23 protein-coding genes and 1 tRNA gene are annotated in these 25,574 nt (G+C 59.5%); 14 read left to right on the forward strand and 10 right to left on the reverse strand.

The genetic code is table 11. The features are described from left to right. The first annotated feature begins 74 nt into the window (after nucleotides 1–74). Nucleotides 75–404, forward strand: coding sequence for an NIPSNAP family protein (locus JZX87_RS05055; RefSeq protein WP_183822935.1), 330 nt, complete (start codon nucleotides 75–77; stop codon nucleotides 402–404). After that, nucleotides 401–748 carry an antibiotic biosynthesis monooxygenase family protein gene (locus tag JZX87_RS05060; RefSeq protein ID WP_206824286.1) on the forward strand — a complete coding sequence of 116 codons (348 nt, stop codon included), beginning with the start codon at nucleotides 401–403 and terminating at the stop codon, nucleotides 746–748. The genes JZX87_RS05055 and JZX87_RS05060 overlap by 4 nt, the downstream gene beginning before the upstream one ends. A gap of 6 nt (nucleotides 749–754) precedes the next feature. Here JZX87_RS05060 and JZX87_RS05065 read toward each other — a convergent pair whose 3' ends face one another. Further along, nucleotides 755–2,395 carry a Na+/H+ antiporter gene (locus JZX87_RS05065; RefSeq protein ID WP_206824288.1) on the reverse strand — a complete coding sequence of 547 codons (1,641 nt, stop codon included), beginning with the start codon at nucleotides 2,393–2,395 and terminating at the stop codon, nucleotides 755–757. A gap of 219 nt (nucleotides 2,396–2,614) precedes the next feature. On the opposite strand from JZX87_RS05065, the gene JZX87_RS05070 reads away from it, so the two are divergent. Further along, on the forward strand, nucleotides 2,615–3,124 hold the full coding sequence (locus JZX87_RS05070) for a DUF6622 family protein (protein WP_206824290.1): 510 nt from the start codon (nucleotides 2,615–2,617) through the stop codon (nucleotides 3,122–3,124). Between the two features lie 101 nt (nucleotides 3,125–3,225). On the opposite strand, the gene JZX87_RS05075 is transcribed toward JZX87_RS05070, so the two are convergent. Next, a complete protein-coding gene (locus JZX87_RS05075; RefSeq protein WP_183822927.1) occupies nucleotides 3,226–3,816 on the reverse strand; it encodes a TetR/AcrR family transcriptional regulator in 591 nt (196 codons plus the stop codon). Nucleotides 3,817–3,973: 157 nt separating this feature from the next. Here JZX87_RS05075 and JZX87_RS05080 point away from each other — a divergent pair, with 157 nt between their 5' ends. The 3 genes from JZX87_RS05080 to JZX87_RS05090 all read left to right on the forward strand — a co-directional run bounded on the left by JZX87_RS05080 (nucleotide 3,974) and on the right by JZX87_RS05090 (nucleotide 7,326). Beyond that, nucleotides 3,974–4,732 (forward strand): SDR family NAD(P)-dependent oxidoreductase, encoded by a 759-nt coding sequence (locus JZX87_RS05080; RefSeq protein WP_183822925.1) that lies wholly within the window; start codon nucleotides 3,974–3,976, stop codon nucleotides 4,730–4,732. A 230-nt stretch (nucleotides 4,733–4,962) separates the two neighbouring features. Beyond that, on the forward strand, nucleotides 4,963–6,072 hold the full coding sequence (locus tag JZX87_RS05085; RefSeq protein WP_286194160.1) for a hypothetical protein: 1,110 nt from the start codon (nucleotides 4,963–4,965) through the stop codon (nucleotides 6,070–6,072). A 123-nt stretch (nucleotides 6,073–6,195) separates the two neighbouring features. Next, a complete protein-coding gene (locus JZX87_RS05090; RefSeq protein ID WP_183822923.1) occupies nucleotides 6,196–7,326 on the forward strand; it encodes a site-specific DNA-methyltransferase in 1,131 nt (376 codons plus the stop codon). 127 nt (nucleotides 7,327–7,453) lie between these two features. Here JZX87_RS05090 and JZX87_RS05095 read toward each other — a convergent pair whose 3' ends face one another. Further along, entirely contained in the window at nucleotides 7,454–7,777 is a 324-nt protein-coding gene (locus tag JZX87_RS05095) for a hypothetical protein (protein ID WP_206824292.1), read from the reverse strand. A gap of 179 nt (nucleotides 7,778–7,956) precedes the next feature. Here JZX87_RS05095 and JZX87_RS05100 point away from each other — a divergent pair, with 179 nt between their 5' ends. Then, the gene (locus tag JZX87_RS05100) at nucleotides 7,957–8,724 is read left to right on the forward strand and encodes a S24 family peptidase (RefSeq protein ID WP_183822919.1); all 768 of its coding nucleotides are present in this window, start codon (nucleotides 7,957–7,959) and stop codon (nucleotides 8,722–8,724) included. Nucleotides 8,725–8,750: 26 nt separating this feature from the next. Here JZX87_RS05100 and JZX87_RS05105 read toward each other — a convergent pair whose 3' ends face one another. Together JZX87_RS05105 and mutY are read right to left on the reverse strand one after the other, a co-directional pair. Continuing rightward, nucleotides 8,751–9,365 carry an HAD family hydrolase gene (locus JZX87_RS05105; RefSeq protein ID WP_206824293.1) on the reverse strand — a complete coding sequence of 205 codons (615 nt, stop codon included), beginning with the start codon at nucleotides 9,363–9,365 and terminating at the stop codon, nucleotides 8,751–8,753. 14 nt (nucleotides 9,366–9,379) lie between these two features. Continuing rightward, on the reverse strand, nucleotides 9,380–10,471 hold the full coding sequence (mutY, locus tag JZX87_RS05110; RefSeq protein WP_206824295.1) for an A/G-specific adenine glycosylase: 1,092 nt from the start codon (nucleotides 10,469–10,471) through the stop codon (nucleotides 9,380–9,382). A gap of 93 nt (nucleotides 10,472–10,564) precedes the next feature. On the opposite strand from mutY, the gene JZX87_RS05115 reads away from it, so the two are divergent. The 5 genes from JZX87_RS05115 (at nucleotide 10,565) to JZX87_RS05135 (ending at nucleotide 18,925) form a co-directional block, all read left to right on the forward strand. Further along, the gene (locus JZX87_RS05115; protein ID WP_148144058.1) at nucleotides 10,565–11,083 is read left to right on the forward strand and encodes a DUF721 domain-containing protein; all 519 of its coding nucleotides are present in this window, start codon (nucleotides 10,565–10,567) and stop codon (nucleotides 11,081–11,083) included. A gap of 143 nt (nucleotides 11,084–11,226) precedes the next feature. Then, nucleotides 11,227–11,928, forward strand: coding sequence for a DsbA family protein (locus JZX87_RS05120; RefSeq protein WP_206824297.1), 702 nt, complete (start codon nucleotides 11,227–11,229; stop codon nucleotides 11,926–11,928). 36 nt (nucleotides 11,929–11,964) lie between these two features. Beyond that, on the forward strand, nucleotides 11,965–15,426 hold the full coding sequence (locus tag JZX87_RS05125; RefSeq protein ID WP_206824299.1) for a chromosome segregation SMC family protein: 3,462 nt from the start codon (nucleotides 11,965–11,967) through the stop codon (nucleotides 15,424–15,426). A gap of 379 nt (nucleotides 15,427–15,805) precedes the next feature. Next, nucleotides 15,806–18,478 (forward strand): pyruvate, phosphate dikinase, encoded by a 2,673-nt coding sequence (gene ppdK, locus JZX87_RS05130; RefSeq protein ID WP_206824300.1) that lies wholly within the window; start codon nucleotides 15,806–15,808, stop codon nucleotides 18,476–18,478. Between the two features lie 87 nt (nucleotides 18,479–18,565). Then, the gene (locus JZX87_RS05135) at nucleotides 18,566–18,925 is read left to right on the forward strand and encodes a VOC family protein (protein ID WP_206824302.1); all 360 of its coding nucleotides are present in this window, start codon (nucleotides 18,566–18,568) and stop codon (nucleotides 18,923–18,925) included. Between the two features lie 6 nt (nucleotides 18,926–18,931). On the opposite strand, the gene JZX87_RS05140 is transcribed toward JZX87_RS05135, so the two are convergent. Continuing rightward, nucleotides 18,932–19,201: a hypothetical protein gene (locus tag JZX87_RS05140; protein WP_183822906.1), complete on the reverse strand. Its 270-nt coding sequence runs from the start codon at nucleotides 19,199–19,201 to the stop codon at nucleotides 18,932–18,934. A gap of 206 nt (nucleotides 19,202–19,407) precedes the next feature. Between JZX87_RS05140 and JZX87_RS05145 the strand changes: the two genes are divergently transcribed. Further along, nucleotides 19,408–20,301: a DUF1499 domain-containing protein gene (locus JZX87_RS05145; protein ID WP_206824304.1), complete on the forward strand. Its 894-nt coding sequence runs from the start codon at nucleotides 19,408–19,410 to the stop codon at nucleotides 20,299–20,301. A 144-nt stretch (nucleotides 20,302–20,445) separates the two neighbouring features. On the opposite strand, the gene JZX87_RS05150 is transcribed toward JZX87_RS05145, so the two are convergent. Beyond that, nucleotides 20,446–21,357, reverse strand: a complete 912-nt coding sequence (locus JZX87_RS05150; protein ID WP_206824575.1) for an MBL fold metallo-hydrolase — start codon at nucleotides 21,355–21,357, stop codon at nucleotides 20,446–20,448. 163 nt (nucleotides 21,358–21,520) lie between these two features. On the opposite strand from JZX87_RS05150, the gene JZX87_RS05155 reads away from it, so the two are divergent. Then, a tRNA-Gln gene (locus JZX87_RS05155) sits at nucleotides 21,521–21,595 on the forward strand. A 4-nt stretch (nucleotides 21,596–21,599) separates the two neighbouring features. On the opposite strand, the gene JZX87_RS05160 is transcribed toward JZX87_RS05155, so the two are convergent. From JZX87_RS05160 to JZX87_RS05170, 3 genes are all read right to left on the reverse strand, one after another. Beyond that, nucleotides 21,600–22,592 (reverse strand): GNAT family N-acetyltransferase, encoded by a 993-nt coding sequence (locus JZX87_RS05160; RefSeq protein ID WP_246435931.1) that lies wholly within the window; start codon nucleotides 22,590–22,592, stop codon nucleotides 21,600–21,602. A 386-nt stretch (nucleotides 22,593–22,978) separates the two neighbouring features. After that, entirely contained in the window at nucleotides 22,979–24,067 is a 1,089-nt protein-coding gene (locus JZX87_RS05165; RefSeq protein ID WP_148144051.1) for a glycosyltransferase family 4 protein, read from the reverse strand. Between the two features lie 9 nt (nucleotides 24,068–24,076). Then, complete coding sequence (locus JZX87_RS05170) at nucleotides 24,077–25,486, reverse strand: FAD-dependent oxidoreductase (protein WP_206824306.1); 1,410 nt, start codon at nucleotides 25,484–25,486, stop codon at nucleotides 24,077–24,079. Between the last annotated feature and the right edge of the window lie 88 nt (nucleotides 25,487–25,574).

Here is a 25,574-nt window from a genome sequence, read left to right on the forward strand (position 1 = left end):
GCTATCGAAGCATTCTCGCTAACCAGCATGGCAAAACACCCCGTCACGAGGAAAACGAAGCCAAGGGAAATGCCATGATCACCTGTTTCATCCGTTACGAGATCGACCCATTCAAACGCGACCGTTTCGAACAATATGCCCGCGCCTGGGGCCAGTCGATCCCGCGCAACGGTGCCGATCTGATCGGCTATTTCGGTCCGCACGAAGGATCGGCCAACATCGCTTACGGCATCTATAATATCGAGAACCTGGCGGCCTACGAGGCCTATCGCGCCCGGCTGGCCGTCGATTCGCTTGGCCGGGAGAATTACGAATTCGCCAAGCGCGAACGTTTCATACTCAAGGAAGACCGCATCTTTCTGAAAAATATGTCTCTGCCGCATGGAGCTTTTGAAAAACTATGATCGCCGTCATCTTCGAAGTTGTGCCCTATATGGGCGAACGCCACCGTTATCTCGATCTGGCCGGTGATTTGCGCGCCGAGCTTGAAAAGATCGATGGCTTCATCTCCATCGAACGGTTCGAGAGCCTGACGATGCGCGGTAAGCTTCTCTCGCTCTCCTTCTGGCGCGATGAAGACGCGGTTAAGGCATGGCGTAATGTCGAGGCACATCGCGCCGCGCAGCAGGCCGGGCGTAACGGCATCTTCGCCGATTACCGACTGCGGATCGGTCATGTCCTGCGTGATTACGGTATGTTCGAGCGCGACGACGCGCCGGCGGATAGCCGGCAGGTGCATGCGGCATAAGCCTGGTCAGACGGTGTAGCGCGCCTCGGCAAGGTCGATCTCGCGGATGAGCTTGCGGGCGATCTCCTCGGAGACCTTTCGGGCGCGGCTGAGGCGAAAGATCTCGTCGCGCTCGGCACGCAGTGCTGCGAGCCGCAGCCGCTTGTCCACCTCTTCCATCCGCCGGACCTCTTCGGCCTCGTCACCGATCTTCGAGCGCCCGTCGATACGTTGTCGGTAGAGTTCCATCAGCCGAGTGCCGACTTCGCCATAGAGATCGGCATCCGTGCGGCCCTCGCTCATCGCGTGCTGCAGTTTCTCGATCATTCGGATTGCGGCCTCTGCCGAGGCGATACGCGCCGTATCCTCTTCCTGGTGATGGTCGGGCTCGGGTGGAAGTTCGAGATCCTTCAGCAGGAAAGGCAGGCCGACGCTGGCCGCAACCAGCGAGAAGATGATCACGCCGGCCGCAAGGAAGATCGCAAGGTCGCGGGCCGGGAAGGGCGTGATGCCGTCATCGAGAAAGAAGGGCAGCGTCAGGATACCGGCAAGCGTGATGGCGCCGCGCACGCCGGCAAGTGAGGTGGCGACCAGCAGTTTCCAATGCGGCTTGTGGATCTCCTGTCCACGGCGGGCGGCGCGGAACAGGGTGAAATGCAGCGATACCCACACCCACACGAAACGAAGTGCGGCAAGCGCTGCGTTGATCGCGATCACGTATGCGATCAGCCAGATTGGGTCTACATGCCCGGTCTCGGTGACAACGCGTGCCGCACCCGAGATGATGCCCGGCAACTGCTCGCCGAGCAGCACGAAGATGATGCCGTTCAGCGCAAACTGCACCGTATCCCACACGGCATTGCGCCTGACGCGGGTAATGCCGAGCGCTTTGCCCCGCAGTTCGGCATAACTCATGGTAATGCCGGCGGCGACAGCGGCAAGAATGCCGGAACAATGCAGGTGTTCGGCAACCAGATAGGCGCCGAAGGGAATGAGAAGGCTGATCAGGATCTGCGCGCCTGGGTCTTCGCCGAGCTTGCGGGAAACGGTGTCCTTTATCCGCACGACAAGCCACGTCACGCCGAAGCCGATAAGAATGCCGCCGATCGCGACCCAAAGAAACGTGCCCAGCGCGTCCGTCAGCGAGAAGCTGCCTGTTACCGCTGCCGCAACGGCAAACCGCATGCAGACAAGGCCGGAGGCGTCGTTGAGCAGCGATTCCCCTTCGAGAATGTGCATCAACCGGGGAGGGATCGGCACGCGCGCCGCAATCGCCGAGACTGCGACCGGATCGGTCGGCGATACGATGGCGGCAAGCGCAAAGGCTACCGCAAGCGGCATGGCCGGGATCATCCAGTGGATCAAAAGCCCGACGCCGACAACCGTGAACACCACGAGCCCGAGCGCCAGTTCCAGGATGACGCCCTTGTCGCGGAACAGCCCTTCTTTCGGAATGCGCCAGCCATCGAGAAACAGAAGCGGCGGCAGAAACAGCAGGAAGAAGATATCCGGTTCCAGCACCACACCATCGCCGGTGATCCCGGTGATCGCAGCCCCGAAGGCGATCTGGATCAGCGGCAGTGGAACGGGCAGCGGAAGCAGCCTGGAGATCGTGCCGCTGAGGATGACGGCAAGCAGCAGGACCAGGGCTATCGTGATACTGTCCATGGTTTTTCCATTCCCTGCTGTTCCAAATCAAGGCCCTGAATAGGAAAGCCGTCCACGCTAGGCAAGGGCGGAAACTGGCTGTTTGGCATATGCGGGCATCATCTTCCTGCGCATAGGTTATGTTTTTCATCGGCCGCGGACTGGAGAATTCGGCTGTGATTGCCGCCTCGTCATGTGTCGCAAACTGCCTGATTGTTTTGTGAATTTTGGATAAACTATATGGCCGGCGCATTTCAGATTTTGGCTCATACACCGGTCTATGTGTGGTTCGTGCTTGCCTATCTTGTCTGGCAGGGGGTGGCCGCGACAAGGACGAGAAAACGTCCACTTTGGCGACTTCTGATCGTCCCGCTTATCTTCATCTTGCTGGGCATCTGGCCTCTGATCGGAAGCTTGGCACTGGACATCAAGCTGGTCGCCATCTGGCTCGGTGCAATCCTCCTTTTCGCGTTGCCGGGCATCGTTACCGGCCCCTGGGTGATCGCTCGGGACGCATCACGCCGTAACGTGACGATCTCGGGAAGCATCGTGCCTCTCGTCAGGAACCTGACACTGTTCGCGTTGCATTATGCGCTTGCTGTCGCGCTTGCACTCAACCCTGATGGGGCTCAAATCCTTACCATGGCGGGCTTTGCGCTATCCGGAGGCTCGATCGGTTATTTTGCCGGCTGGGCGTTCGCATTGCGCCGGCACCTGCTTGATATCCCCATTACAAGGCATTCAGCTTAGCCCTGCGAACCGGGTGCCATGCCGCTCCGGCATCGAAGTGGGGCGAAACCGCAGCCTCTTGAACCCTGACGTTCCTGGGCGACGGGCCCTGCTTCCCAAGGTTACGAGCCTCTGGTTGGCCATGCGGCAAGTGCCTGTTCGGCAACCGCTTCCAGCGTCTCGCGGCTGAACCCGGCTTTGGCCTGTACAGCCATGCCGTGAAGTACGGCCATCAGATACGCCGCCAGCGCATCGGGTTTGGCCGTCTCGGGCAGGTCGCCTTCCGCCTTTGCCCGCTCCAGGCGCTCGCGAAACAGCGCTTCGCCGCGCGCGCGCACCTCGATCAGCATTTGCCGCACGGGTTCGGCACCATCCGACCCGGCCAGCAGGCCGGTGATGTTGAAACAGCCCGTATGCTTGGGATATCGCGTGTTGAGATCGATCGCATTGTACAGCATGTGAGCGGCGACTTCCCGCGACGTCGGTTTCTGAAGCGCATCCGGGATGTAGTCGAGATACCGTTCGTAATAGCGGTCGAGCGCTTGGGCAAACAGCGCTTCCTTGTTGCCGAAGGCGGAATAAAGGGCAGGCCTCTCAACGCCTGCCGCCTCTGTAAGGTCGCTATACGATGTTCCCTCGTAACCCTTGCTCCAGAAGACGCACAGGATCGCATCCAGCGCCTTCTCCACGTCAAATTCGCGATGTCGTCCCATTCGATCAACTCAACCACATTTCGTAACGACCGTTATTAAACAGCTTGACGCCTGAGGTCAAATTTCATACCGATCGTTATCGTAATGGCCATTACGTAAATCAGCCAGGCGTCTCCCGACATTCGGAAACGCCTTCGTTTTTATGGAAAGGTTACCCATGTCGAAGACATTGAAGGGCAAGGTTGCCCTCGTTACGGGCGGTTCTCGCGGCCTCGGCGCGGCAATAGCGCAAGCGCTGGCGGACGAGGGTGCTGACGTTGCGATCAGTTACGTCGCCTCTGCGGAAAAGGCGGAGGCTGTGGTCGAGAAACTGAAGTCAAAGGGCGTCCGTGCGCTTGCGATCCAAAGCGACCAGGCGGATATGGCAGCCGCCAAGCCGCTGGTGGACAAGGTCATCGCGCATTTCGGCAAGCTCGATATCCTCGTCAACAACGCGGCGATTGCAGTTCAGGGCAAGACTGTCGATGATCCCGCCCTCGATACGGTCAATCTCGATCGCCAGTGGCAGATCAACGTCTTGGGATCGGTCGCCGCGACCCGCGCCGCCGCCCCGGTCCTGACGGATGGCGGGCGCATCATCTTCATCGGTTCGCTCTTTGGCACCCGCATACCGGTTTCGGGTGTTGCCGACTATGCAGGCAGCAAGTCGGCGCTTCTCGGTTATGCCAAGGGCGTCGCGCGCGATCTGGGCAGGCGCAACATCACCGTCAATGTGGTGCAGCCCGGCGTCATGCCCACCGACATGGCCAAGGGCGCTCTGGGCGACGAGGTGCCGGAAGCGCTGCTGGACATGCATCCAATCCGTCGTATTGCGACGCTTGAGGAAGTCTCGGCGCTCGTCACGCATCTTGCCGGCCCGAACGGCGGCTACATGACCGGCGGTATATTCGATATCGCGGGTGGCTTCGCGATCTGACGGGAAAGCCCGCAATACTGGCAGGCATTCGAGAGAGCGCCTGCCACCCCACCTTAATCTCGCCACAGGGTTGATATCATTGCATTCCGACCTGCAGCCGCCTGTCGTCGAAAGAAAATTGAGTGCCCGAAATACCGTCATCCGCGCGCGTGAAGCGGCGCGTCGTCCTGCATTTTCCCGGATTTGAACCGCTTGACGCGGAAAGGCACCGGACCCGCTATGAAAGGGCGATGCAGAGGACTGCGGAACTCTGGGGGCTTGATGCAGATGTCGGCACTTTGCAGCAAGAGGACGGGCGAGCCTATTTCGACATCGAAACCAGCCGCCCGGAAGATGCCTGGCGAACATCGAGCCGTTTCTTCGTCTTCGATCACGGCGCGATCGTCGATCATCTGGGCGCGCGTCCGCTGGTCACCCGTCTGGCACAAGGTTTCCGCAGTGCTGCAGCCGTTGTCATCGAAGGCGGTGCCTTCGGTTATTTCCGCCATGCCTGGCGTTTCGGCCTGTTCTTCATCTTCCCGTTTCTTCTGGTCGGCCTCGGCATGGGGATCAGCCTTGCGCTGGCGACTTATCCGCTCTGGCTGGGCCTCGGCCTGTGGCAGCTCCCGCTCGGTATCGCCCTTGGCTACCTCTTTTTCGCAAAGTTGTTCATTCCCTGGTCGGACCGGTTCCACACCCTGCATCTGTTTTCCGATTGGGAGATGGCAGTTGCCGTGTCCCGCCTCGACAACGCCATCGTCAACGACTGGATAGAGGCCTCCACCCAAGCGGCAAGACAGGCCTTCGAGTTGCCGGCCGATGAATATGTCATCAGCTCCCACAGCATGGGTTCCAGCATGGCGGCCCAGACGATCGGCCTTCTGCTTGAGCGGGAACCAGAGCTGTTCGCCGGCAAGCGTGTGGTCTTCGTAACCCTTGGCGGCGCCACGCTTCAATGTGCGCTGCTGCGCTCGGCAAGCGTCCTTCGTGCCCGTGTCGGCTTAATCGCCGGTGCAAAAAATGTCACCTGGCTCGAAGTCCAGTGCCTGACCGATGTCATCAGCTTCTACAAATCCTCGGTCACCGCTCTGACCGGCCACCCGGATGCGCCTCAGCCGCGTCTGGTTTTCCTGAGGATCAAGAACATGCTGTTCGCCGATCGTTACAAGAGGATCAAGCTGGATTTCCTCAGGGTGCATCGCCAATATGTGCTGGCGTCGGATCGGCGCTCGAACTTCGATTTCGGCCTGATGACCGCCGGGCCGCTTGCGGCCGTAACCTTCAGGCGATTCTCCGGAGAATGGGGTCAGGACGCCGAGCTGGACTACCCGCAAGGAGCCGTGAACGGAGAGCTACATTAACAAAATAGCGGCGTTTCCTCAAAGTTTTCCCGAAATAATTCAGCAGCTTCAGCATTTGGTAACCAGATTGGGTAACCATAACAGTCGATAAATTCGTTTTATGTATAGCGTAGCGAGTGTGATATGGCTGCTGTTCTTCCGCTGTCTGACCTGAAGCATCAGGTCCGTCCCGACGCATGGGTTAACTCCATCATCAAGGGTGATTGCGTTGCAGCCTTGGAAGCGCTCCCGGATCATTCCGTCGACGCGATCTTCGCTGACCCGCCGTATAACCTCCAGCTCGGCGGCACGCTGCACCGCCCGGATCATTCGGTCGTCGATGCCGTCGATGACGAATGGGACCAGTTCGCCTCGTTTGAAATGTACGACGCCTTCACCCGCGCCTGGCTGCTCGCCTGCCGCCGCGTGCTGAAGCCGGCCGGCACGATCTGGGTGATCGGCTCCTACCACAACATTTTCCGCGTCGGCTCGATCATGCAGGACCTGAATTTCTGGCTGCTGAACGATATCGTCTGGCGCAAGGTCAACCCGATGCCGAACTTCAAGGGCCGCCGGTTCCAGAACGCCCATGAAACGATGATCTGGGCCAGCCGCGACGCCAAGGCCAAGGGCTACACCTTCAATTACGATGCGTTGAAAGCCTCGAACGACGACGTGCAGATGCGCTCCGACTGGCTGTTCCCGATTTGCTCGGGCGGCGAACGTCTGAAGGGTGAGGACGGTAAGAAGGTGCATCCGACCCAGAAGCCGGAAGCGCTGCTCGCCCGTGTCATCATGGCTTCGACCAAGCCGGGTGATGTCATCCTCGACCCGTTCTTCGGTTCCGGCACGACCGGTGCCGTCGCAAAGCGCCTCGGCCGCAACTTCGTCGGTATCGAGCGCGAACAGAATTATATCGACGCAGCGTCTGCCCGTATCGAAGCGGTAGAGCCCCTCGGTAAGGCGGAACTGACCGTCATGACTGGCAAGAAGGCCGAGCCGCGCGTTGCCTTCAACGTGTTGATCGAAGCCGGTCTGCTAAAGCCCGGCCAGGTGCTGACCGATGCCAAGCGCCGCCACAGCGCGATCATCCGCGCCGATGGAACCCTGGCATCCGGCGGTGATGCCGGCTCGATCCACCGGCTCGGCGCAAAGGTACAGGGCTTTGATGCCTGCAACGGATGGACCTTCTGGCACTTCGACGACGGCCAGTCCTTGCGTCCCATTGATGAACTTCGCGTCGTCATCCGCAACGATCTCGCCAAGCTGGACTGAACCACCAGTCCTTAGCCCCAACCTGGCCGAGATCTGAGAGTTCCTCTTCCGGTTTTGTACCTCTAGTCCTGGAAGAGGATAATGGCGTCCGGGTGGCTGTACCCGGACGCCATATTCATTTGTCGTTTCAGAAGAAGCGGGTCCGGCGAAGCCGGACGCGGTCGGCCAGAAGAGCGCAGTAGCTGGCCAGATAGACGCCGTTCTCGGTCACGCTGATCCGCAATGATCCATCGGCCTCGAATGTCTCCGTGGTCGTATCCACCACGGCTCCATCCACATAGATGATCTCCACTTTGAGGCTTCTGCCGGTCCGGGCAAGTGTGACAGACTTGCGCAGCCCGTCCTCCATGTCGAAGGCGTAGTTTCGGGTAAAGTCTTCTTCGGACGTCTCCAAAGTCTGGGCAAGCTTTTCGGGATAAGGCATCAGGGCGGCGTCGCTATGAGCTGGCACATGGCTTTCCGGTCACCTGTTGCTAAGGTGAGCAGCTTAAATATGCGAAATCGACTTGCGGTTGTGACTGCGGCAACTAATCTGGATTGCAGTCATGGTCTGCGATTGGGAAAATCATCCGCAGACTAGTAAAAATATTTTCACCTGTAAACTGATTTCTACTCAGGGTTTTGGCTGAAATGAGAATTCCACTCGAGGGGGATGTCGCGGCGAAGATAGAGGCCAAGCTGGCCAAGTTTTCGCGCGGATGGGCAAAGCTGGAACTGGATCCTCTGCGCCGCGCCACATCGTTCAAGGTTCTGGTGCTCTGCGAAATGCTGGGCGGCCGGACAAAGGCTGCCGAAGCTGTAGAACTGGCCGACAATACGTTGGACAACTACCGCCACGGCAAGAAGGATCCGACATTTGCCAAATTGGAATTGATGGCGGAAAAGGCCGGTATCGCCGCTCGTTATCTCGGGGGCGAATGGTCGTTTGAAGATGACGCGATACGCATCAGTCTCGCCGCACCGGTAACATCATCTGGTTTCGTCGCGCCGCCCGGCCTGATGGACAACCCCTCTCAGCCTTATGTCCACGGCTATGACGAGATCAGGCCATCGACGACTGCGGCAGCAACAGCGATCGAGAACTACTGGGCGAGATTGGGTCTCGATCCGGACACCGTCACCACATTGCTGGCTGAGGGAGACAGCATGCTCCCGACGATCGCCGACCAGTCGCCGGTCTTCGTCGATACCGGAGACCGTGATCTTGCCGATGGTGGCATCTATGCATTGCGGATCGACAATCGCCTGATCATCCGCCGTGTGCAGCGTCTGGTCGGGGGAGGGCTGCAGCTTCTAGCCGACAACAATGCCGCCTATCCGCCGCAGGAACTCGGTGAGACTGCATCGGCCGAACTCGAAGTCATCGGTCGCGTGCGCAGCACAGCCATCGCCTGCTGACGATAGCTGTGCCAAGCGGCTATTATTTAGACATCGATGCCGTGAGCGATGAGATCCTGCTTCAGCTTCTCGGCGCTGGTAAACTGCACGGCTTTCCAGCCTGCAGCGCGTGCGCCTTCGACATTCACCATCGTATCGTCGATGAAGATCGAGTTTTCGGGGGTGAGGCCGAAATCCTTCGCATGCCGCTCGTAGATCGCCACATCCGGCTTGATCAGGCCGATCTCGCCCGAGACGGTGATACCGCGCGTCGCATTGAGAAACGGATACATCCTGCGCGCCTCGACAAACGTGTCGGCCGCAAAATTCGTCAGCATCGTCACGTCATGGCCCTTGTCGATCAGCCCGAGCATGATGGCGACGCTGTCGTCATAGGAATGCGAGACCATTTCAGGCCAGTATTTGCGGAATGCGCGGATATGCTCTTCCCGCTCGGGATATTGGGCAATCAGCAGAGCTTCTGCGTCTTCCCACTTGCGACCGCGGTCCTGCTCCAGGTTCCAGTCATGTGTGCAGACATTCTGGAAAAACCATTTCCGCTCTTCGGCATCGGGAATGATGCGCGAAAACGGCAGGTTGGGATCGTAGTGAATGAGAACCTTGCCGATATCGAAGACGATGTGGTCGATCTTGTCTGCCATGATGTTTCCTGCGGTCAGTGTTTTGCAAAGGCTGTCGGAATAGCCTGAGTGATTACCTTTTTCATGACAGTCGGCAAAGCCTCGTCATCGAGCTTTTCGACAGCCACCCACCAGCCTGTCGGCTCTTTACCGGCAGGAACCCGCGTGCGGAAAACCGAAAGCCTCAGTTCGAAATGGGTGAAGACGTGGGTAATGGCGCCGCACGGATGCCAATCCGAGTCGAAGGGTGCATGGTCGATGTCGGTTCCGCCGTCGATCCGCGCTGTCCATGCGGTGGTCGGCACTTCCGTCATTCCGCCGAGCAGGCCGGTTTCGATGCGCCGTCTCAGCAAGATCTCGCCATTCTCTGTCACGGCGACGAAGGCAGCGCCGACGCGGACCGGCTTTTCCTTTTTTGCCGCCTTGACCGGAAAACGCTCCGGCTCGTGTTCCGCCAGCGCCAGACAGTCATCGCGAAAGGGACAGAGCGCGCAGGCAGGGCGCTTCGGCGTGCAGATCGTGGCCCCCAGGTCCATCATCGCCTGGGCAAAATCGCCGGGCCGGTCGGTCGGCGTCAGTTCGCGCACCTTTGCCTTCATCTCGGGCTTGGAGCCGGGTAGTGGCGCATCGATCGCATAGAGGCGCGAAATCACCCGCTCCACATTACCGTCCATGACGGCCGACGGCCGGTTGAAGGCGATGGCGGCGACAGCTGCGGACGTGTAGTCCCCGATACCGGGAAGCGCGCGCAGTCCCTCTTCCGTATCAGGGAATATGCCGTGATGGTCGTTGGCTACCGCTTCGGCGCATTTCTTCAGGTTGCGGGCGCGGGCGTAATATCCGAGCCCCGCCCAGGCGGCCATCACGTCCTCCGAAGGCGCTGCCGCCAGATCGGTTACCTTGGGCCAGCGCTCCAGGAATTTTGTAAAATAGGGTTTGACCGCCTGAACGGTCGTCTGCTGCAACATCACTTCCGACAGCCAGACATGATAGGGATCGGCCCGTTTCCCGGCCTTCGCCGCCGACGGGCTGACGCGCCACGGTAGTTCCCGGTGATGGCGGTCATACCAGGAAAGCAGCTTATGTGCATGGGTGAGCGTGGGTATCGGGGATAACGTATCGAGCATCGTTTGCCGTTTTAGGGGTGTGTGCCCTATACTTGGAAGATGAATGCGCCGGCATCAAGGACGGCTCAAGCCTGTGGGGCCGGTTATCCAGCGATGAATTATCCATCCAAGAAGACGCCATTTATCCGCAAGGGTGCAAACCAGATCGCCGAGATCGCCAATGGCATCATCGATCCGGTGCTGGCCAAGCGCGCCGGCATCTCGACGGCGCTTCTCGGTTCCTGGGACGAAATCGCCGGCGAAGAATTCGCCGATTGCACCCGGCCGGAAAAGATCACCTGGGCCCGCAATGACGGTTACCGGGACGATGGTTATACGCCCGGCGTGCTGACGATTGCCTGCGAGGGCGCACGTGCGCTGTTTCTCACCCACGCCCAGGGCGAACTGATCGGCCGTATCAACAGCTTCTTCGGTTTTCCGGCCGTGCGCCAGATCCGCATCGTCCAGAAACCGGTCTCGCCGCAACTCAAGCATCCGCGGACGCCGCGCCCCTTGAAGGGCGAGCCGGCCCGCAAGCTGCACGACATGATGGAAGGCATCGAAAGCGAGGCGCTGCGCAAGGCGGTCGAGCGTTTGGGCACCGCAGTGATGCAGCAAAAGCGCACACGTTGAGGTGAAGCCGGGCTTAAGCCCAGGTTTTCCCAGCTTTCGTCACAATTCTTTGAAGTAAGTTACCTATCGGCAACTTGCCGAGGATTGAGCGCCGGGATACGGAGGTTCCAATCTTTCTTTATTTGCTCTCAAACGGGTGTCCTATGCTTTTGAACGATATGACCATGACCAGACGCGCGCTTCTCGGCGGTGTGGCCGTCACAGCGCTCGCTCTTGCCCTTCCGCTCAGCGTTACCGATGCTCTCGCTCAGGAAAAGCCGGAATCGCAGGGCGATGTCGACATGGCTGCAGCGCTGAAGCCCGGCACCCTGCCGGAAATGGCGCTCGGCAGTGCCGATGCCCCGATCAAGGTCATCGAATACATGTCGATGACCTGCCCGCATTGCGCAAACTTCCACAACGTCACCTTCGACCCGATCAAGACCAAGTATATCGATAGCGGCAAGGTGCAGTTCATCATCCGCGAATTCCCGTTTGATCCGGTCGCAACTGCCGCCTTCATGCTGGCACGCAGCAACCCGCAGAAGCCGGAAGAACTGGCAACGCCGGAACAGTATTTCGCGATGGTCTCCATGCTGTTCAAGCAGCAGCGCGCCTGGGCGGCCCCGGCCGACAAGGATGTCCGCAACGCGTTGATGCAGACGGTCAAGATTGCCGGTTACACACAGCAGACTTTCGAAGCCTGCTTGACGAACCAGAAGCTTCTCGATGAAATCAATGCTTCTGTGAAGCGTGGCGCGGATGAATTCGCCGTCAACTCCACGCCGACCTTCCTGATCAACGGGAAGAAGTATTCTGGGGACATGTCGGTTGAATCCATGTCGGCGCTTTTCGACAGCATCTGATAACGCTCTCTCCATCGGGAGAGTGAGGGGCGCAGCATGAAGTTCAACAAGCTGCGCCTCGTCGGTTTCAAGTCCTTTGTCGAACCGACCGAATTTTTCATCGAGCGCGGCCTGACCGGAGTGGTCGGGCCGAACGGCTGCGGCAAGTCCAATCTTGTCGAAGCGCTGCGCTGGGTGATGGGCGAAAATTCCTACAAGAACATGCGCGCGTCCGGCATGGACGACGTCATCTTCTCCGGCTCCGGCAATCGACCGGCCCGCAACACCGCCGAAGTCGGCCTCTATCTCGACAATTCCGATCGTACAGCACCGGCAGCTTTTAACGACGCCGACGAGATCCAGGTCACCCGTCGGATCGAGCGCGAAAACGGTTCCGTCTACCGCATCAATGGCAAGGAAAGTCGTGCCAAGGATGTGCAGCTTCTTTTCGCAGATGCCTCGACCGGCGCCCGCTCGCCCTCCATGGTCGGGCAGGGCAGGATCGGCGAACTCATCAACGCCAAGCCGCAGGCTCGCCGGCAATTGCTGGAAGAGGCCGCCGGCATCTCCGGCCTGCATTCGCGCCGCCACGAGGCGGAACTTCGCCTGCGCGCCGCCGAGACCAATCTCGAGCGTCTCGAAGATGTCGTCGTCCAGCTGGAAAGCCAGATCGAAAGCCTGAAACGTCAGGCCCGACAGGCAAACCGCTTCAAGTCGCTTTCCGCCGATATCCGCGCCCGCGAGGCGATGCTTCTGCATATCCGCTGGGTCGAGGCCGAGCAGGCTGAACTGGAAGCCCAGACCGCGCTCAACCAGATCACCGTCACGGTTGCCGAAAAGGCTCAAAGTCAGATGGAAGCGGCCAAGGATCAGGCCGTCGCCAGCCTCAAACTGCCGGAACTGCGCGAGGAGGAGGCGAAAGCCGGTGCCGCCCTGCAGCGCCTGCAGATCGCTCGAAGCCAGCTGGAAGAGGAGGCCGGGCGACTGCTCAAGCGCCGCGACGAGCTGACCCGGCGCCTGGCGCAACTGGCCGAAGACATTCGCCGCGAGGAACAGCTCGCCGCCGACAATACGTCTTTCCTTGAAAAACTGGACGAGGAAGAAGCCGAGCTGAACGACATGCTGGCCGATAGTGGTGCGGAAAGCGCCGATCTCGGCGAAGCATTCGAGGCGGCAGGCGCAGCCCTTACTGAGAGCGAGCAACTGCTGGCGACGATCACCGGTGAGCGCGCCGAAGCCGCCGCCGGTCGCAACCAGCTCGAACGTCTGATCCGTGATCTTTCAGAACGTCGCCAGCGCCTCGATCGCCAGCGGCAGGATGCGGCGGCCGAACTCGATGCCGTTTCCGAACGGCTCGGCGCACTCGATGACCCGGAGGAAAAGGCGGAACTGGTCGAAGCCGCCGAGATGGCGCTGGAGGATGCTACTGCCGCTGCCGAAGAGGCCGAAGCCGCACTCAACTCCACCCGCTCTGCGGAAGTCTCCGCGCGCCGTCCGGTGGAGGATGCAAAGACCAAGGTCAACGGGCTGGAGACCGAAGCCCGCACGATCAGGAAGATGCTCGCTGCCGGCGCCGCCTCAGGCGACTACGTACCGGTTGCCGAAATGATCCATGTCGAGCGCGGTTACGAGGCGGCACTTGGTGCAGCTCTCGGGGACGATCTCGAAAGCCCGGTCGATGACGCGGCCCCCAGTTATTGGTCGGTGACCGGTGACAGCTCCGACGATCCGCGCCTGCCGGATGGCGTTGAGCCGCTGTCGGCCCGTGTTACGGCCCCGCCGGAACTTACCCGCGCATTAGCGCAGATCGGGATCGCCTCTGCCGGTAACGCGCAGAGCCTGATGGCATCGCTGAAGCCCGGCCAGCGGCTTGTGACCAAAGAGGGTGCTGTCTATCGCTGGGATGGCCATGTCACTGGATCGGAAGCGCCCGGAGCGGCTGCACTGCGCCTGTCGCAGAAGAACCGCCTTTCCGAACTCGAAGCCGAGATCGACGAAGCCCGGGATGTTCTGGCCGAATGCGAAAGCCTGCTCGCGGATGCCGTCGCCGAGATCGCAACGAGCGAGCGGCTGCTAGCCGATGCTCGCGACCGGGTGCGGCTTGCTACACGTCAGGTTGCCGATGCCCGTGAGGCGCTGGCCGCTGCGGAACGCGCCTCAGGCGATCTCATGCGTCGCCGCGATGTGGTCACCGAGGCGCTCAATCAGGTCGATACGCAGATTGAGGATGTCGATGTTCAGGGCGAAAACGCCCGTATCGAACTCGAAAATGCCCCGGACCTGTCGGATCTCGACAATCGCCTGCGTGACCAGCAGGCCGCTGTTGCAACCGATCGTGGCCGGCTGGCCGAAGCGCGTGCCCGCTACGAAGGCCTGAGCCGGGAACTCGAAGCCCGCAAGCGCCGTATCGCTGCCATCGCCCAGGAACGCTCGTCCTGGAAGGCCCGCGCCGATAGCGCCGCCGCCCATGTCGACAGCCTGCGCGAGCGCGAGGAAGAGGCGCGTGACGAGATCGTCGAGCTGGAAGCCGCGCCCGAAGAGGTCGACGATCGTCGCCGCAGCCTGATGTCCGAACTGCAAAAGGCGGAGAATGCGCGAAAACTCGCAGCTGACGAACTGGTCATTGCTGAAACTCGCCAGCGCGAAGCGGACCAGCGTGCCGCAACCGCTCTTTCTGAGCTTGCCGATGTGCGCGAAAAACGCGGGCGTGCCGAGGAGCGACTGGTTTCCGCAGCCGAAAGGCGCCACGAGAGCGAACAGCGTATTCGCGAGGCCTTGAATGTCTCGCCGCCGGAAGTCCTGCGCCTCACCGGCCTGCAGCCGGGCCAGCCTGTTCCGGATATCCGCGCCATCGAACGCGAGGTCGACCGCCTGAAAATGGAGCGCGAGCGGCTCGGCGCCGTCAATCTGCGTGCCGACGAGGAGCAGAAGGAACTTTCCGACAAGCTTGCGACGCTCATCCGCGAGCGCGACGACGTGGTCGACGCGATCCGCAAGCTGCGTGGTGCCATCCAGAGCCTCAACAAGGAAGGTCGCGAGCGCCTGATTGCCGCTTTCGATGTGGTCAACACCCAGTTTCAGCGCTTGTTCACCCACCTTTTCGGCGGCGGTACGGCAGAATTGCAGCTGATCGAATCCGAGGATCCGCTGGAAGCCGGGCTTGAAATCCTCGCCCGCCCACCCGGCAAGAAGCCGCAGACGATGACGCTTCTCTCAGGCGGCGAACAGGCATTGACGGCGATGGCGCTGATCTTCGCCGTCTTCCTTACCAATCCCGCTCCGATCTGCGTTCTGGACGAAGTGGATGCGCCGCTCGACGACCACAATGTCGAGCGCTACTGTAACCTTATGGATGAAATGGCGGCCTCGACCGAGACTCGCTTCGTCATCATCACCCATAATCCGATCACCATGGCACGCATGAACCGGCTCTTCGGCGTGACAATGGCGGAGCAGGGTGTTTCCCAGCTGGTTTCGGTCGATCTCCAGACCGCCGAGCTGCTGCGTGAGGCGAGCTAAAAAAACGAGAGTTTTTTGCGCCATAATTGATTGTAGTCACATATACGTTGTTTCACCCATATAGGGGATGCGCGGGATGTGGTATATGGCTATGCAGAATTACGGATTCGGCGGGGGCTGGGGGGCGTCTTTGGGCGCAAAGGCCATTCGGCGAATATGTACCCCCCGCGTGGGTTTCCTGTCCTACGCGGAAGGCTTTGCGGGGCCGAGTGTGATCCGGCCCCGCAAAGCTTTTATCTCTCCCGTCTTCGGGCTTACCTCCAAATTGCGCCAAATTGCCTGTTGCATAATGCTGCAGCGCACATAATCCTGCCTCCATGATTTCCCAAGCTGTTGCAAAAGCTCTGAATTTCAGAGAAAAATGCGCGGGGAGGCAGGAATGGCAAAACGGGTTTACTGGTTCGGCGGTGGTAAGGCAGAAGGCGGCGCGGTGGATATCGCATTGCTGGGCGGCAAGGGGGCACATCTCGCCGAAATGGCGAGCCTTGGCTTGCCGGTCCCTCCGGGGCTGACCATTACCTGTGACTGCTGCCACGAATTTTTCCACAATGGCAAAAAGATCTGCGACGACCTGAAGGCTGATGTTCTGGCCGGGCTGAAAGCGGTTGAAAAGGAAACCGGACGCATCTTCGGCGGCAGTGAAAGGCCACTGCTTCTTTCCGTCCGTTCCGGATCGCGCGCCTCCATGCCCGGCATGCTGGATACGGTCCTCAATCTTGGCCTCAACGACGAAACGGTGCAGGCGCTCGGCCATGATGCCGGAGACGCCCGTTTTGCCTGGGACAGCTATCGTCGCTTCATCCAGATGTATGCCGATGTCGTCATGGGCCTCGACAACGAAATCTTCGAAGAGGTGCTGGAAGACGAGAAGGGCCGCCTCGGTCGCCAGCACGATACCGATCTGTCGGCCGTCGAATGGCAGCATATCGTCACGCTCTACAAGCGCCTGATCGAGGACGAACTGGACGAGAGTTTTCCGCAGGACCCGCATGTCCAGCTCTGGAAGGCGATCGCAGCGGTTTTCTCCAGCTGGCACAACGCCCGCGCCGTGACCTACCGCACGCTCCATCGCATCCCCGAAACCTGGGGCACGGCCGTCAACGTCCAGGCCATGGTCTTCGGCAATCTCGGTTCGACTTCTGCCACCGGCGTTGCCTTTACCCGCAATCCATCCACCGGCGAAAAGGCACTTTACGGTGAGTTTCTCGCCAATGCACAAGGCGAGGATGTCGTCGCCGGCATCCGCACGCCCCAGTCGATCACCGAGGAAGGCAGGCTTGCATCCGGCTCTGAAAAGCCGTCGATGGAAAAGCTGATGCCCGAAGCGTTTCAGGAATTCCGCGGCATCTGCGATCGTCTCGAACAGCATTATCAGGACCTGCAGGATGTGGAGTTCACCGTCGAGCGCGGAAAACTCTGGATGCTGCAGACGCGTACGGGAAAGCGTACGACCAAGGCCGCCATGCGGGTTGCCGTGGAAATGGTCGAGGAAGGGCTGATCTCGGAAGAACAGGCGGTCTGTCGCATCGACCCGCCGTCGCTGGATCAGTTGCTGCACCCGACCATCGATCCGCGCGTTCCCCGTCACCAGATCGGCTCCGGCCTTCCGGCTTCGCCGGGAGCGGCGACCGGCGAGATCGTTTTCACCGCCGAACAGGCGGTTGCGGCCGAAGCCGAAGGCAAGCGTGTCGTGCTCGTGCGCATCGAGACCAGCCCGGAAGACATTCACGGCATGCACGCGGCCGAAGCAATCTTGACGACACGCGGCGGCATGACCAGCCACGCGGCGGTCGTCGCGCGCGGGATGGGCATCCCCTGCGTCGTAGGCGCTGGCTCGATGCGGGTCGATCTGCGCAACGAAACCCTGACCGGAGCCGGTGGCGTGACGCTCAGAAAAGGCGATATCGTCACCGTTGACGGTTCATCCGGCCAGATCCTCAAGGGCCGCGTCGCCATGCAGCAGCCGGAACTCTCCGGCGATTTCGGCAAGCTGATGGCCTGGGCCGATAAGGCGCGCCGGATGCAGGTCCGCACCAATGCCGACACCCCTCAGGATGCGCGCTCGGCCCGCTCCTTCGGGGCGGAAGGTATCGGTCTTTGCCGCACCGAGCACATGTTCTTCGAAGGTGACCGCATCCACGCGATGCGCGAGATGATCCTTGCAGAAGACGAGGCGGCGCGCCGTGCTGCTCTGGCAAAACTCCTGCCGCTGCAACGTTCTGATTTCACCGAGCTTTTCACCATCATGCACGGCCTGCCGGTAACCATCCGCCTGCTCGATCCGCCGCTGCATGAATTCCTGCCCAAGACGGAAGCCGAGATCGACGATGTCGCCCGTGCCATGGGCATGTCTCCCGACTTTCTTGCCCGGCGCATCGATGCGATCCACGAATTCAACCCGATGCTCGGCCATCGCGGCTGTCGCCTTGCAATCTCCTATCCCGAGATCGCCGAAATGCAGGCGCGCGCCATTTTCGAGGCCGCAACCGAGGCGGCCAAGGCAACCGGCGAGCCGGTGGAACTGGAAATCCTCGTGCCGCTCGTCAGTCTCAGAGCCGAACTCGACTATGTCAGGGGCGTCATCGATGCCGTCGCCGATGCTGTCTGGAAAGAGACCGGCATGCAGATCGGTTATCTGGCCGGCACGATGATCGAGCTGCCGCGCGCCGCGATCCGCGCCCATGTGATTGCCGAAACCGCCGAATTCTTTTCCTTCGGCACCAACGACCTGACGCAGACCACATTCGGCATGTCGCGCGATGACGCGGCAACCTTCATCCCGACCTATCAGCGAAAAGGGATCATCGAGCACGACCCCTTCGTCTCGCTTGATTTCGATGGCGTCGGCGAACTGATCCAGATTGCCGCCGAGCGCGGGCGAAAGACCAAGCCCGATCTCAAGATGGGCATCTGCGGCGAACATGGCGGCGATCCGGCATCGATCCATTTCTGCGAGAATGCCGATCTCGACTATGTGTCCTGCTCGCCCTTCCGGGTGCCGGTAGCGCGCCTCGCGGCAGCCCAGGCCGCTATCGCCAAGCGCAACGCCTGACCCTTCAGTGGGGAAGGGCGCTGAGGATGGCGTGAGCTTGGCCGCTCATGTTAGTATGCCCCCGGGGGAAAACCTGGGGAGGGGCGGATGCCGAATCTCGATCATGTCAACATCCACACCCGCGATGCGGCTGTGATGATCGATTTTTTGACGACGCTTCTCGGCGTGGAGGAGGGGTATCGCCCGCCTTTCGGCATGCCGGGCCACTGGCTCTATCTCGAAGGCCATCCGGCCATTCACCTCAATGTCGTGGAGCGCGATGACGATTTTCCGCAAGGCATGCTCAACCACGCAGCCTTCGCCTTTTTTGATCGGGATGATGCGATCAGCCGGGCAAAGGCCACCGGTTATCGTCTCGAACACGATGAGATACCCGGTGCAGGTATCGGCCAGATATTCGTCTATGGCCCGGAAGGGATCAGGATAGAGTTGCAGTACAGGCAGTAGCGGGTCTTACGGCCTGTGCACGATCACGCGCCGTTCGACCACGATCGGCGGGCGCCAGAACATCTGGTCGTTGCGTTCCATCATCGAGCGGGTCTGTGCGCGTCGGTCGAGTTCCAGATCGAGCAGGCATTGCGCCATGGCATCCGTTTTGGCGCGAAAACCGTAGCCTGCGCATGTGCGCTCGTCGGCCGCTCGCCGCTCCTCCGGCGTCATCGTCTGGCATGAGGCCAGAATGAGAAGCAGTGCCGAGGGAATGAGAATTCGGGAAAGACGCATGGTCATGCTCCATCAGGTCGCACGGACGAGCCGCGAACAGGTATGTAGAGCATTCGACGATAAAATGCGCGGGGCATGAAAAAAATCGAGGTGGAAAAACCGGCAGCGGAAGGCGTCGGCAGTGGCCCACGATGCTTTGAGATTCCATTCTTCCGACACCTGTCCTACACAGGCTTGATTGTTTCGTCCGGAGCTTGCGCCGCAAAATGACTGTCCGTTTCGTCCGGCCCGTTTCCCAATCCGCCTATCTTGGCCGGCGGTTGGCTTTGTCGGCATTGCTGCTGTTCGTGATTGTGGCTCTTGCCCATCGTTTCGGCCCGTTGAGCGAACCGGATTTCCTGGCGCTTCTGTTCCTGTCCGCAGCAATCGCAGCCGTGTCCCTGCCGCTTTCGCTCGTTGGCCTTGTCCGCTTATGGCAGGTCGGGGCCGATGGTGGCGTTGCGGCCACGAAGGGGCTGATCTATGCGGCATTGCCGCTTGGGACAGTCATTTATGGGGCCGTGCAATATTATACCAAGCCGGCAATCTACGACATTTCCACCGATCTGGCTGATCCGCCGGCTTTTATCTCCGAATTGCATTTCGCCCAGCGCTGGCTTCCCAGACCCCCGGTGCCTGAGGCAGGCGAGCGGCGTGCCCAGTTCGCAGCTTACCCGGGTTTGATCGGCAGGCGGTATGAGGGTGCGCTTGACCGTGTTTATGATGGCGTCCGCAAGGCATCCCTATCCGCAAGAATTGCGATTGCAAAGACCGACGGGCTTTCGCTGGTCGAGCCTGACCGGACCGAGCGAAGCGCGCCGAAGGATGACCAGGCGCCGGTCCCGGATATCGCGCCAGTGCCTTTGCCACGGCCCGAACCATCACTGGACGGCGCTGTCGGCAATCCGACCGAGGTCGTGTTGCAGGGTGCGACCCGCACATTGATTGCCGGATTGCGTTTCGATGTTGTTATCCGTTTGCGCGAGGATGCCGAAACGACCTTTGTCGATATCCGTGTCGTCTCTCGCTATGGGCCGCATGATCTCGGTTTCGGTGCGGAGATCGCCGAGGATTTTCTCGACCGCCTCGACGCGGAACTGCTCGGGCTCTCAGGCGGCTAGAGCAATTCCAGCAAAAGTAGGAACCGGTTTTGCGTCCGGAATTGCGTTAAAACAAAGCGATAGAGCCGTTTCGCATTTCGAAGAAAGGCGGAAATGCTCTAAAATCGCAACCGGATTGCGTAAGCAAAGCGACAGGCAATTCTATCAGGCCGGCCGATAGATCCCGTGCAGCGAGGGTGGCCCATCGGTTGCTACCCTCCCTTTTTCAAGAAGGTCTTCGATATGGGCAAGAACCGAAAGCGCCGCCGCGCCATGCAGCTTGGGATCTGTCTTCACGTAGATGGCCTTGACCATGTCGGCGATCAGTCTGTCGCCGGCCAGAATGCGTTCCATCACGGCTCGCTCCCGCATCCGTCGATGGGTCCGCAAACCCCGCAGGAATGAAGCAGGCTCGCGCACCGGGCCGCCATGGCCGGGAAAATAGATCCTGTCCTTGCGGGCCAGCAGCTTTTCGACAGAGGCCATGAAATCGGCCATGGATCCGTCCGGCGGCGCAACGATCGTTGTGGCCCAGGCCATCACGTGATCGGCCGAAAACACGATGCCGCTATCCTTCAGCGCGAAGACGGAATGGTTCGCCGTATGGCCGGGCGTGTGAATGGCCGAAAGCGCCCATCCATCGCCTTCGATCACCTGCCCATCGGCAATCGCGATATCCGGCAGGAAATCCGTATCGGCGCTTTCCGAAAAAGGATTGATCTCCCCTTCATGCAATGGCCGCGCCGCGCGATGTGCGCCTTCTGCTACCGTCAATGCACCCGTGGCGTCCTTCAAGCGCGCTGCCAGCGGCGAATGATCTCTGTGCGTATGGCTGACGAAGATATGGCTGACTTCCCGACCGTCGATGGCCCGCATCAGCGCATCGAAATGCGCTTCGTTGTCGGGGCCGGGATCGATGACGGCCAGCGAGGATTTGCCGACGATATAACTGTTGGTGCCGTAAAAAGTGAAGGGGGAGGGATTGTTGACGGTCAGTCGCTGAACGTCCTGCGCAATCGGAACGGCATGGCCGTAGTCCGGTGAGAATTCGGTGTCGAAATCGATATCGCTTGCCATGCCTTGCGTCTTGCTAGCCTTTTCCTTCGCCATATCCCGCTTTATTCCAAAAACTATCGCAAGGAAAATAGCCGGATGAACGAAGATAGCCGTTGAGGGCGGGATAAAGCTTTGCTAGAGGAAGCGCCTGCCGTGCGGCATCTTCATGCGGTCACGGAAGTGTTGGGGCGTCGCCAAGCGGTAAGGCACCGGTTTTTGGTACCGGCATTCCCAGGTTCGAATCCTGGCGCCCCAGCCATATTTCAGCAAAATGTGTTGGTGACCGAGGAATCCATCCGCCGAATCTGTCGCAGCACGCGATAGGGCATGCTGGCCTTGGTAACGATATAACGGGGCGATGTCTTGCCGCCGAAGCCGGAGAACAGCAGGATCGAGCCCGCGTTGACGATCCCGTCGAAATCGAAGACACGGCCCATAGCCGCCGCAGACTGGATCGCGTTCCAGAGCAGAAGCGGTACGACGCCGTTGCCGGCATCCGGTGCGCGGGTCGACATCAGGTAATAATAAGTGCTGTTGTCGAAGACACAGAAAATCGCCGCCTTCGGCCTGCCGGTTGCGCTCTCTCGTGCGACCCAGATGTGGCCGCGTCCGCGACTCACCGCCTGGATCGCGACTTCCTTGCAAACGCCGAAATCGATATTGGCCTGCAGGCTCTTTTCTTCGAGATGTGCCGCAGAAAGGTGGAAGAAGGCTTCCGGATCCGAACTTTCGTGAACGTCGAAATTCTCCGCGGCCCGGCGGATGACATTGCGTGTCTTGTCGCGCATCGCCTTCCAGATCACGGCGTCCGGGTAGGGCTCTATTTCGAAAGTGAACTGAACCTGGACATTGTAGCCCTGTGCCTGAAAGGGCAGGGCGTCACATACGCCGCGATGCATCTTCTGACGAAAGGATGAAAGCGGCGGGAGTTTGCGGATAAGTTCCTGCGTGATCGAATGGCGTTTGACATAGCGATTGGCTTCGCTGCCGCCGCCGTCATCGATGCCGGGGCCGAGAAAATGCGTCAGCGTCGGCATGTTGCTGCTTGTCAGGCCGTATCGGGAATTGACCATATAGGGAAGGCGCCCGACCGTTCGTCCGCCATCGGTCACCTCGACGAAATCGACCCGCCCGCGTGTGGCAGCTTCCAGCCACCATTGTTCGTGGAATATTGTCGGCGTCAGCTTGTTGAACGCCATCTCTGCTGCCGCTTTTAACTGGCCCTGTTGGTCAATACTCTTGCTACGCGTGATCATCGAACCTAGCCTCAGTACTATAGATTCTGAACTATGCCTGCTGAGCGGGTATCTGTCGGAGTTATTTGCATTGTATTTGCAGCGTCATGTTAAACGAAAATTAATTAATGTGAATAAGAGCATTCATATTTATTGATTCAAGTTTAATTGCTGCGCTGCAAATAAAATCGGTCGCGCGGCAAAGTAAAAATATTAATTCGATGAATCAATAGCTTGCCGACTGGCCTGTAGCGGCTGTCGGCGAGGTTTCGTCGGAGGAAATGTAGATCGCTTCGGGTTCTAGGCCTGCTGCTCAAGCGAAAAGGCACAGTTTGTGGGGGCAGGTGAGTGAAACCTGCCGCGTCCTTGCTTCAGAGCGGGATAGGGTGGTCGCCGAAAAATATGGATCAGACAGCCTGACGCGTCGCGCCGATGAATTTCGGTTTTGCCATGGCGGACCGGTAGACCGCCGTCGTTTCCAGGGCGACGCGTTCTATGGTCAGGTTGTCGATGCGAATCTGGCTCTTTTCCTGCCATTCGCGAAGAGTGGCGGGATCGGCAAGGAGGTTGGCAAGGGCTGCGGCCAGCATCTCCGGTGCCGATGGAGGCACGAGTATGCCGGCTTCGCCGAATTCCAGCAACTGCGGAATCCCGTCGACCTTTGTCCCAATGATGGCGCAGCGCGCCTCGCGCGCCTCGGAAATCACCAGAGGCGCAGGATCGGCAAGCGACGGCAGGACGAATATGTCGGCCGCCAGCATGTAAGGATAGGGATCGTCGAGCGAGCCGACGAAGGTGATTGCGTCACCGCAGCCCGTCTGCCTCGCCAGTTCCCGGTATTCTTCGCCCATAGGGCCGCTGCCGACGATGAAAAGCCGCGCTGCGGGATATGTGGCGTGAACAATCTTGAACGCCTGTATGAGGTCCACGACCCCCTTGCGCGGGTGTAACCCGCCAACGAATAGGATGCTCGGATGCGCAAGATCGGCAGGAGCCGCTTGCCTGTTGGCAAAACGTGCAGTGCCGATCGTGCCGTTGAGCACGACATGCAGCTTTTTCGCCGAAATTCCGCGCTGCTGCATGGAGCGACTGACGGATTCGCTGACGGCGATCACCCGGGTGCCGAGCCCCATCAGGATGGCGCTTTTTTCAAATTCATTGTGAACGGTGGTGACCAGCGGAATCCCGGACAGCTTGCAGACCGGATAGGCCAATACGGCGCTCGTCATCATATGCGCATGGATTACGTCAGGTTTCCACTCGTTGACATGACGTTTCAATGTCGCGACCGAGCGGACGACCGTCAGCAGTCTCCGTTCGTGATCGACGATGCGGGTTGCTACATGGTTGCTTGCCAGCAGCTCGTCGAAATCGCCGCCGCCGCTGGCGATGCACACCTCATGACCGAGCCTTCTTTGCTCGCATGCGAGATCGACTGCTGCATGGACATGTCCGTTCAGCCGGTAGGTGTGGTTAAGAAGATGCATGATACGCATGTTTGATTACTATCCGCTTTTACATGGAATAAGCTCAAGTCTCTTGTCGTGCCGTTCCCGACGGTCCAGATTATCTGCGGGTTCCGGGTGACGGTAGCCCAAAGCCCGTTCCGCTTCCAATGTCGAAACTCTGGCTGTAGGTTGATAGTTGAATGCGCCGTGGCGTACGAAGGATTCGATCCCGAACTGTCTCAGCCGATCGATTTGCCGGGCAGCTTCCGCCGGCGCGCCGTGCGTATAGATCGGGTAGGCGTTTTTAAGAACCTGGCCGCCCTCCAGCTTCAGGTCGCCGTTAAATATGGCGTTGCTGGCAACATGCGCCCTGAATTCCGCTTCTGCAAGTTCAATGCTGGTGATCGTGTCGTTGCTGACGACCTCGACAGCGAAATATTCGCGGCCGTCATTGCGGCCATAGAAATCGGAATAGATCGTCAGCCGCTTCCATGCTGCTTCATAGGAGAAGTTGTAAAGGATGGATTGGGTAAACCCGCGATCGCCCGAGAAGCTGAAATAGAGACTGATAAGCGTGATTGTCTCCAGCGACTTTTCCTGTTCCAGCCCGCAAAGTCGAAGCATGATGTTGATCGGCATGGTCGAGATCACTCGCGCAGCCGCTATTGTCTTGCCTTGTGCTGGCGTTACGATGAACTGTTCATCGTCCTTGGCCACCTTGGATATCGGCGTGCCAAGCCTGAAGGTGACCCCGTTTTCGATGAGGCCTTTCTTGGCTGGCTCGTAAAGGACCGCATAGCCTTCCTTCGGTCTTGCCAGTTGCTTGTTCTTTAGATGCGGCAATTTCCTCTGGCGCATTTTCCGGAGCAAGCCTCGCAGCGACGAGTGCTCCTTGATCCACATCATGCGCTTTTCGGCTAGTTCCAGGTCGATATGTTCGGGTGGAACGCCGTAAAAGCGCGCCATATAATTCTCCAGCCCCGAACGCTTGAGCAGGTAGCCGCCGATCCAGAACCTGGCGAAATCCTTGGCGTTGCGCAGCCGACGGCGCCAGATCCGCGCATGGATGATGGAGAGGACAATTCGGCAGATGCCAACCGGCCCGGCGCCAAGGATGTCATCAACGATCGAAATCGGGTAGCGCGTAACCTGCCTCTGAGGATTGAGCCTTCCCCAAGTCGGATGGATATGAACGTAATGTTCGAGCAGTTCCGGAAAATGCTTGAGCAGTGGAGAGTCATCCTGAAAGATCAGGCTGCCGATGTCGAAGGTGAAGCCATTGGCCGACCAGTCGATGTGGTTCCCGCCAATGTGTTGATATTCGTCGATAATCGCAATGCGCGCGCTGTTTTGTCGAAGGAGTACCGATGCAGCAACGAGGCCGGTTATGCCCGCGCCCAGGATGATTGCATCATAGACGTCAGCCTCGGATGCCGTTTCCGGCTGCAACTTGTAAGAATCAAGCATCGATTCTCCCTCATAGTTGGCTAGGAGGCTGACAATACTTTCAATAAATATCACATACATCAAATCCGCACTATAATTACTGGCGTGT

This window comes from Agrobacterium sp. Ap1 (genome assembly GCF_017313375.1).
GTDB classification, from domain to species: domain Bacteria; phylum Pseudomonadota; class Alphaproteobacteria; order Rhizobiales; family Rhizobiaceae; genus Neorhizobium; species Neorhizobium cellulosilyticum.

Bases quoted from the DNA above. Each gene is read 5' to 3' on its own strand.
- JZX87_RS05115 (WP_148144058.1), top strand. From the start codon at position 10,565: ATGAATTATCCATCCAAGAAGACGCCATTTATCCGCAAGGGTGCAAAC.
- JZX87_RS05145 (WP_206824304.1), top strand. From the start codon at position 19,408: ATGACTGTCCGTTTCGTCCGGCCCGTTTCCCAATCCGCCTATCTTGGC.
- JZX87_RS05135 (WP_206824302.1), top strand. From the start codon at position 18,566: ATGCCGAATCTCGATCATGTCAACATCCACACCCGCGATGCGGCTGTG.
- JZX87_RS05075 (WP_183822927.1), bottom strand. From the start codon at position 3,816: ATGGGACGACATCGCGAATTTGACGTGGAGAAGGCGCTGGATGCGATC.
- JZX87_RS05165 (WP_148144051.1), bottom strand. From the start codon at position 24,067: ATGCGTATCATGCATCTTCTTAACCACACCTACCGGCTGAACGGACAT.
- JZX87_RS05055 (WP_183822935.1), top strand. From the start codon at position 75: ATGATCACCTGTTTCATCCGTTACGAGATCGACCCATTCAAACGCGAC.
- JZX87_RS05125 (WP_206824299.1), top strand. From the start codon at position 11,965: ATGAAGTTCAACAAGCTGCGCCTCGTCGGTTTCAAGTCCTTTGTCGAA.
- JZX87_RS05085 (WP_286194160.1), top strand. From the start codon at position 4,963: ATGCAGAGGACTGCGGAACTCTGGGGGCTTGATGCAGATGTCGGCACT.
- JZX87_RS05060 (WP_206824286.1), top strand. From the start codon at position 401: ATGATCGCCGTCATCTTCGAAGTTGTGCCCTATATGGGCGAACGCCAC.
- ppdK (WP_206824300.1), top strand. From the start codon at position 15,806: ATGGCAAAACGGGTTTACTGGTTCGGCGGTGGTAAGGCAGAAGGCGGC.
- JZX87_RS05070 (WP_206824290.1), top strand. From the start codon at position 2,615: ATGGCCGGCGCATTTCAGATTTTGGCTCATACACCGGTCTATGTGTGG.
- JZX87_RS05080 (WP_183822925.1), top strand. From the start codon at position 3,974: ATGTCGAAGACATTGAAGGGCAAGGTTGCCCTCGTTACGGGCGGTTCT.
- JZX87_RS05090 (WP_183822923.1), top strand. From the start codon at position 6,196: ATGGCTGCTGTTCTTCCGCTGTCTGACCTGAAGCATCAGGTCCGTCCC.
- JZX87_RS05140 (WP_183822906.1), bottom strand. From the start codon at position 19,201: ATGCGTCTTTCCCGAATTCTCATTCCCTCGGCACTGCTTCTCATTCTG.
- JZX87_RS05170 (WP_206824306.1), bottom strand. From the start codon at position 25,486: ATGCTTGATTCTTACAAGTTGCAGCCGGAAACGGCATCCGAGGCTGAC.
- JZX87_RS05100 (WP_183822919.1), top strand. From the start codon at position 7,957: ATGAGAATTCCACTCGAGGGGGATGTCGCGGCGAAGATAGAGGCCAAG.
- JZX87_RS05120 (WP_206824297.1), top strand. From the start codon at position 11,227: ATGCTTTTGAACGATATGACCATGACCAGACGCGCGCTTCTCGGCGGT.
- mutY (WP_206824295.1), bottom strand. From the start codon at position 10,471: ATGCTCGATACGTTATCCCCGATACCCACGCTCACCCATGCACATAAG.
- JZX87_RS05105 (WP_206824293.1), bottom strand. From the start codon at position 9,365: ATGGCAGACAAGATCGACCACATCGTCTTCGATATCGGCAAGGTTCTC.
- JZX87_RS05065 (WP_206824288.1), bottom strand. From the start codon at position 2,395: ATGGACAGTATCACGATAGCCCTGGTCCTGCTGCTTGCCGTCATCCTC.
- JZX87_RS05150 (WP_206824575.1), bottom strand. From the start codon at position 21,357: ATGGCAAGCGATATCGATTTCGACACCGAATTCTCACCGGACTACGGC.
- JZX87_RS05160 (WP_246435931.1), bottom strand. From the start codon at position 22,592: ATGATCACGCGTAGCAAGAGTATTGACCAACAGGGCCAGTTAAAAGCG.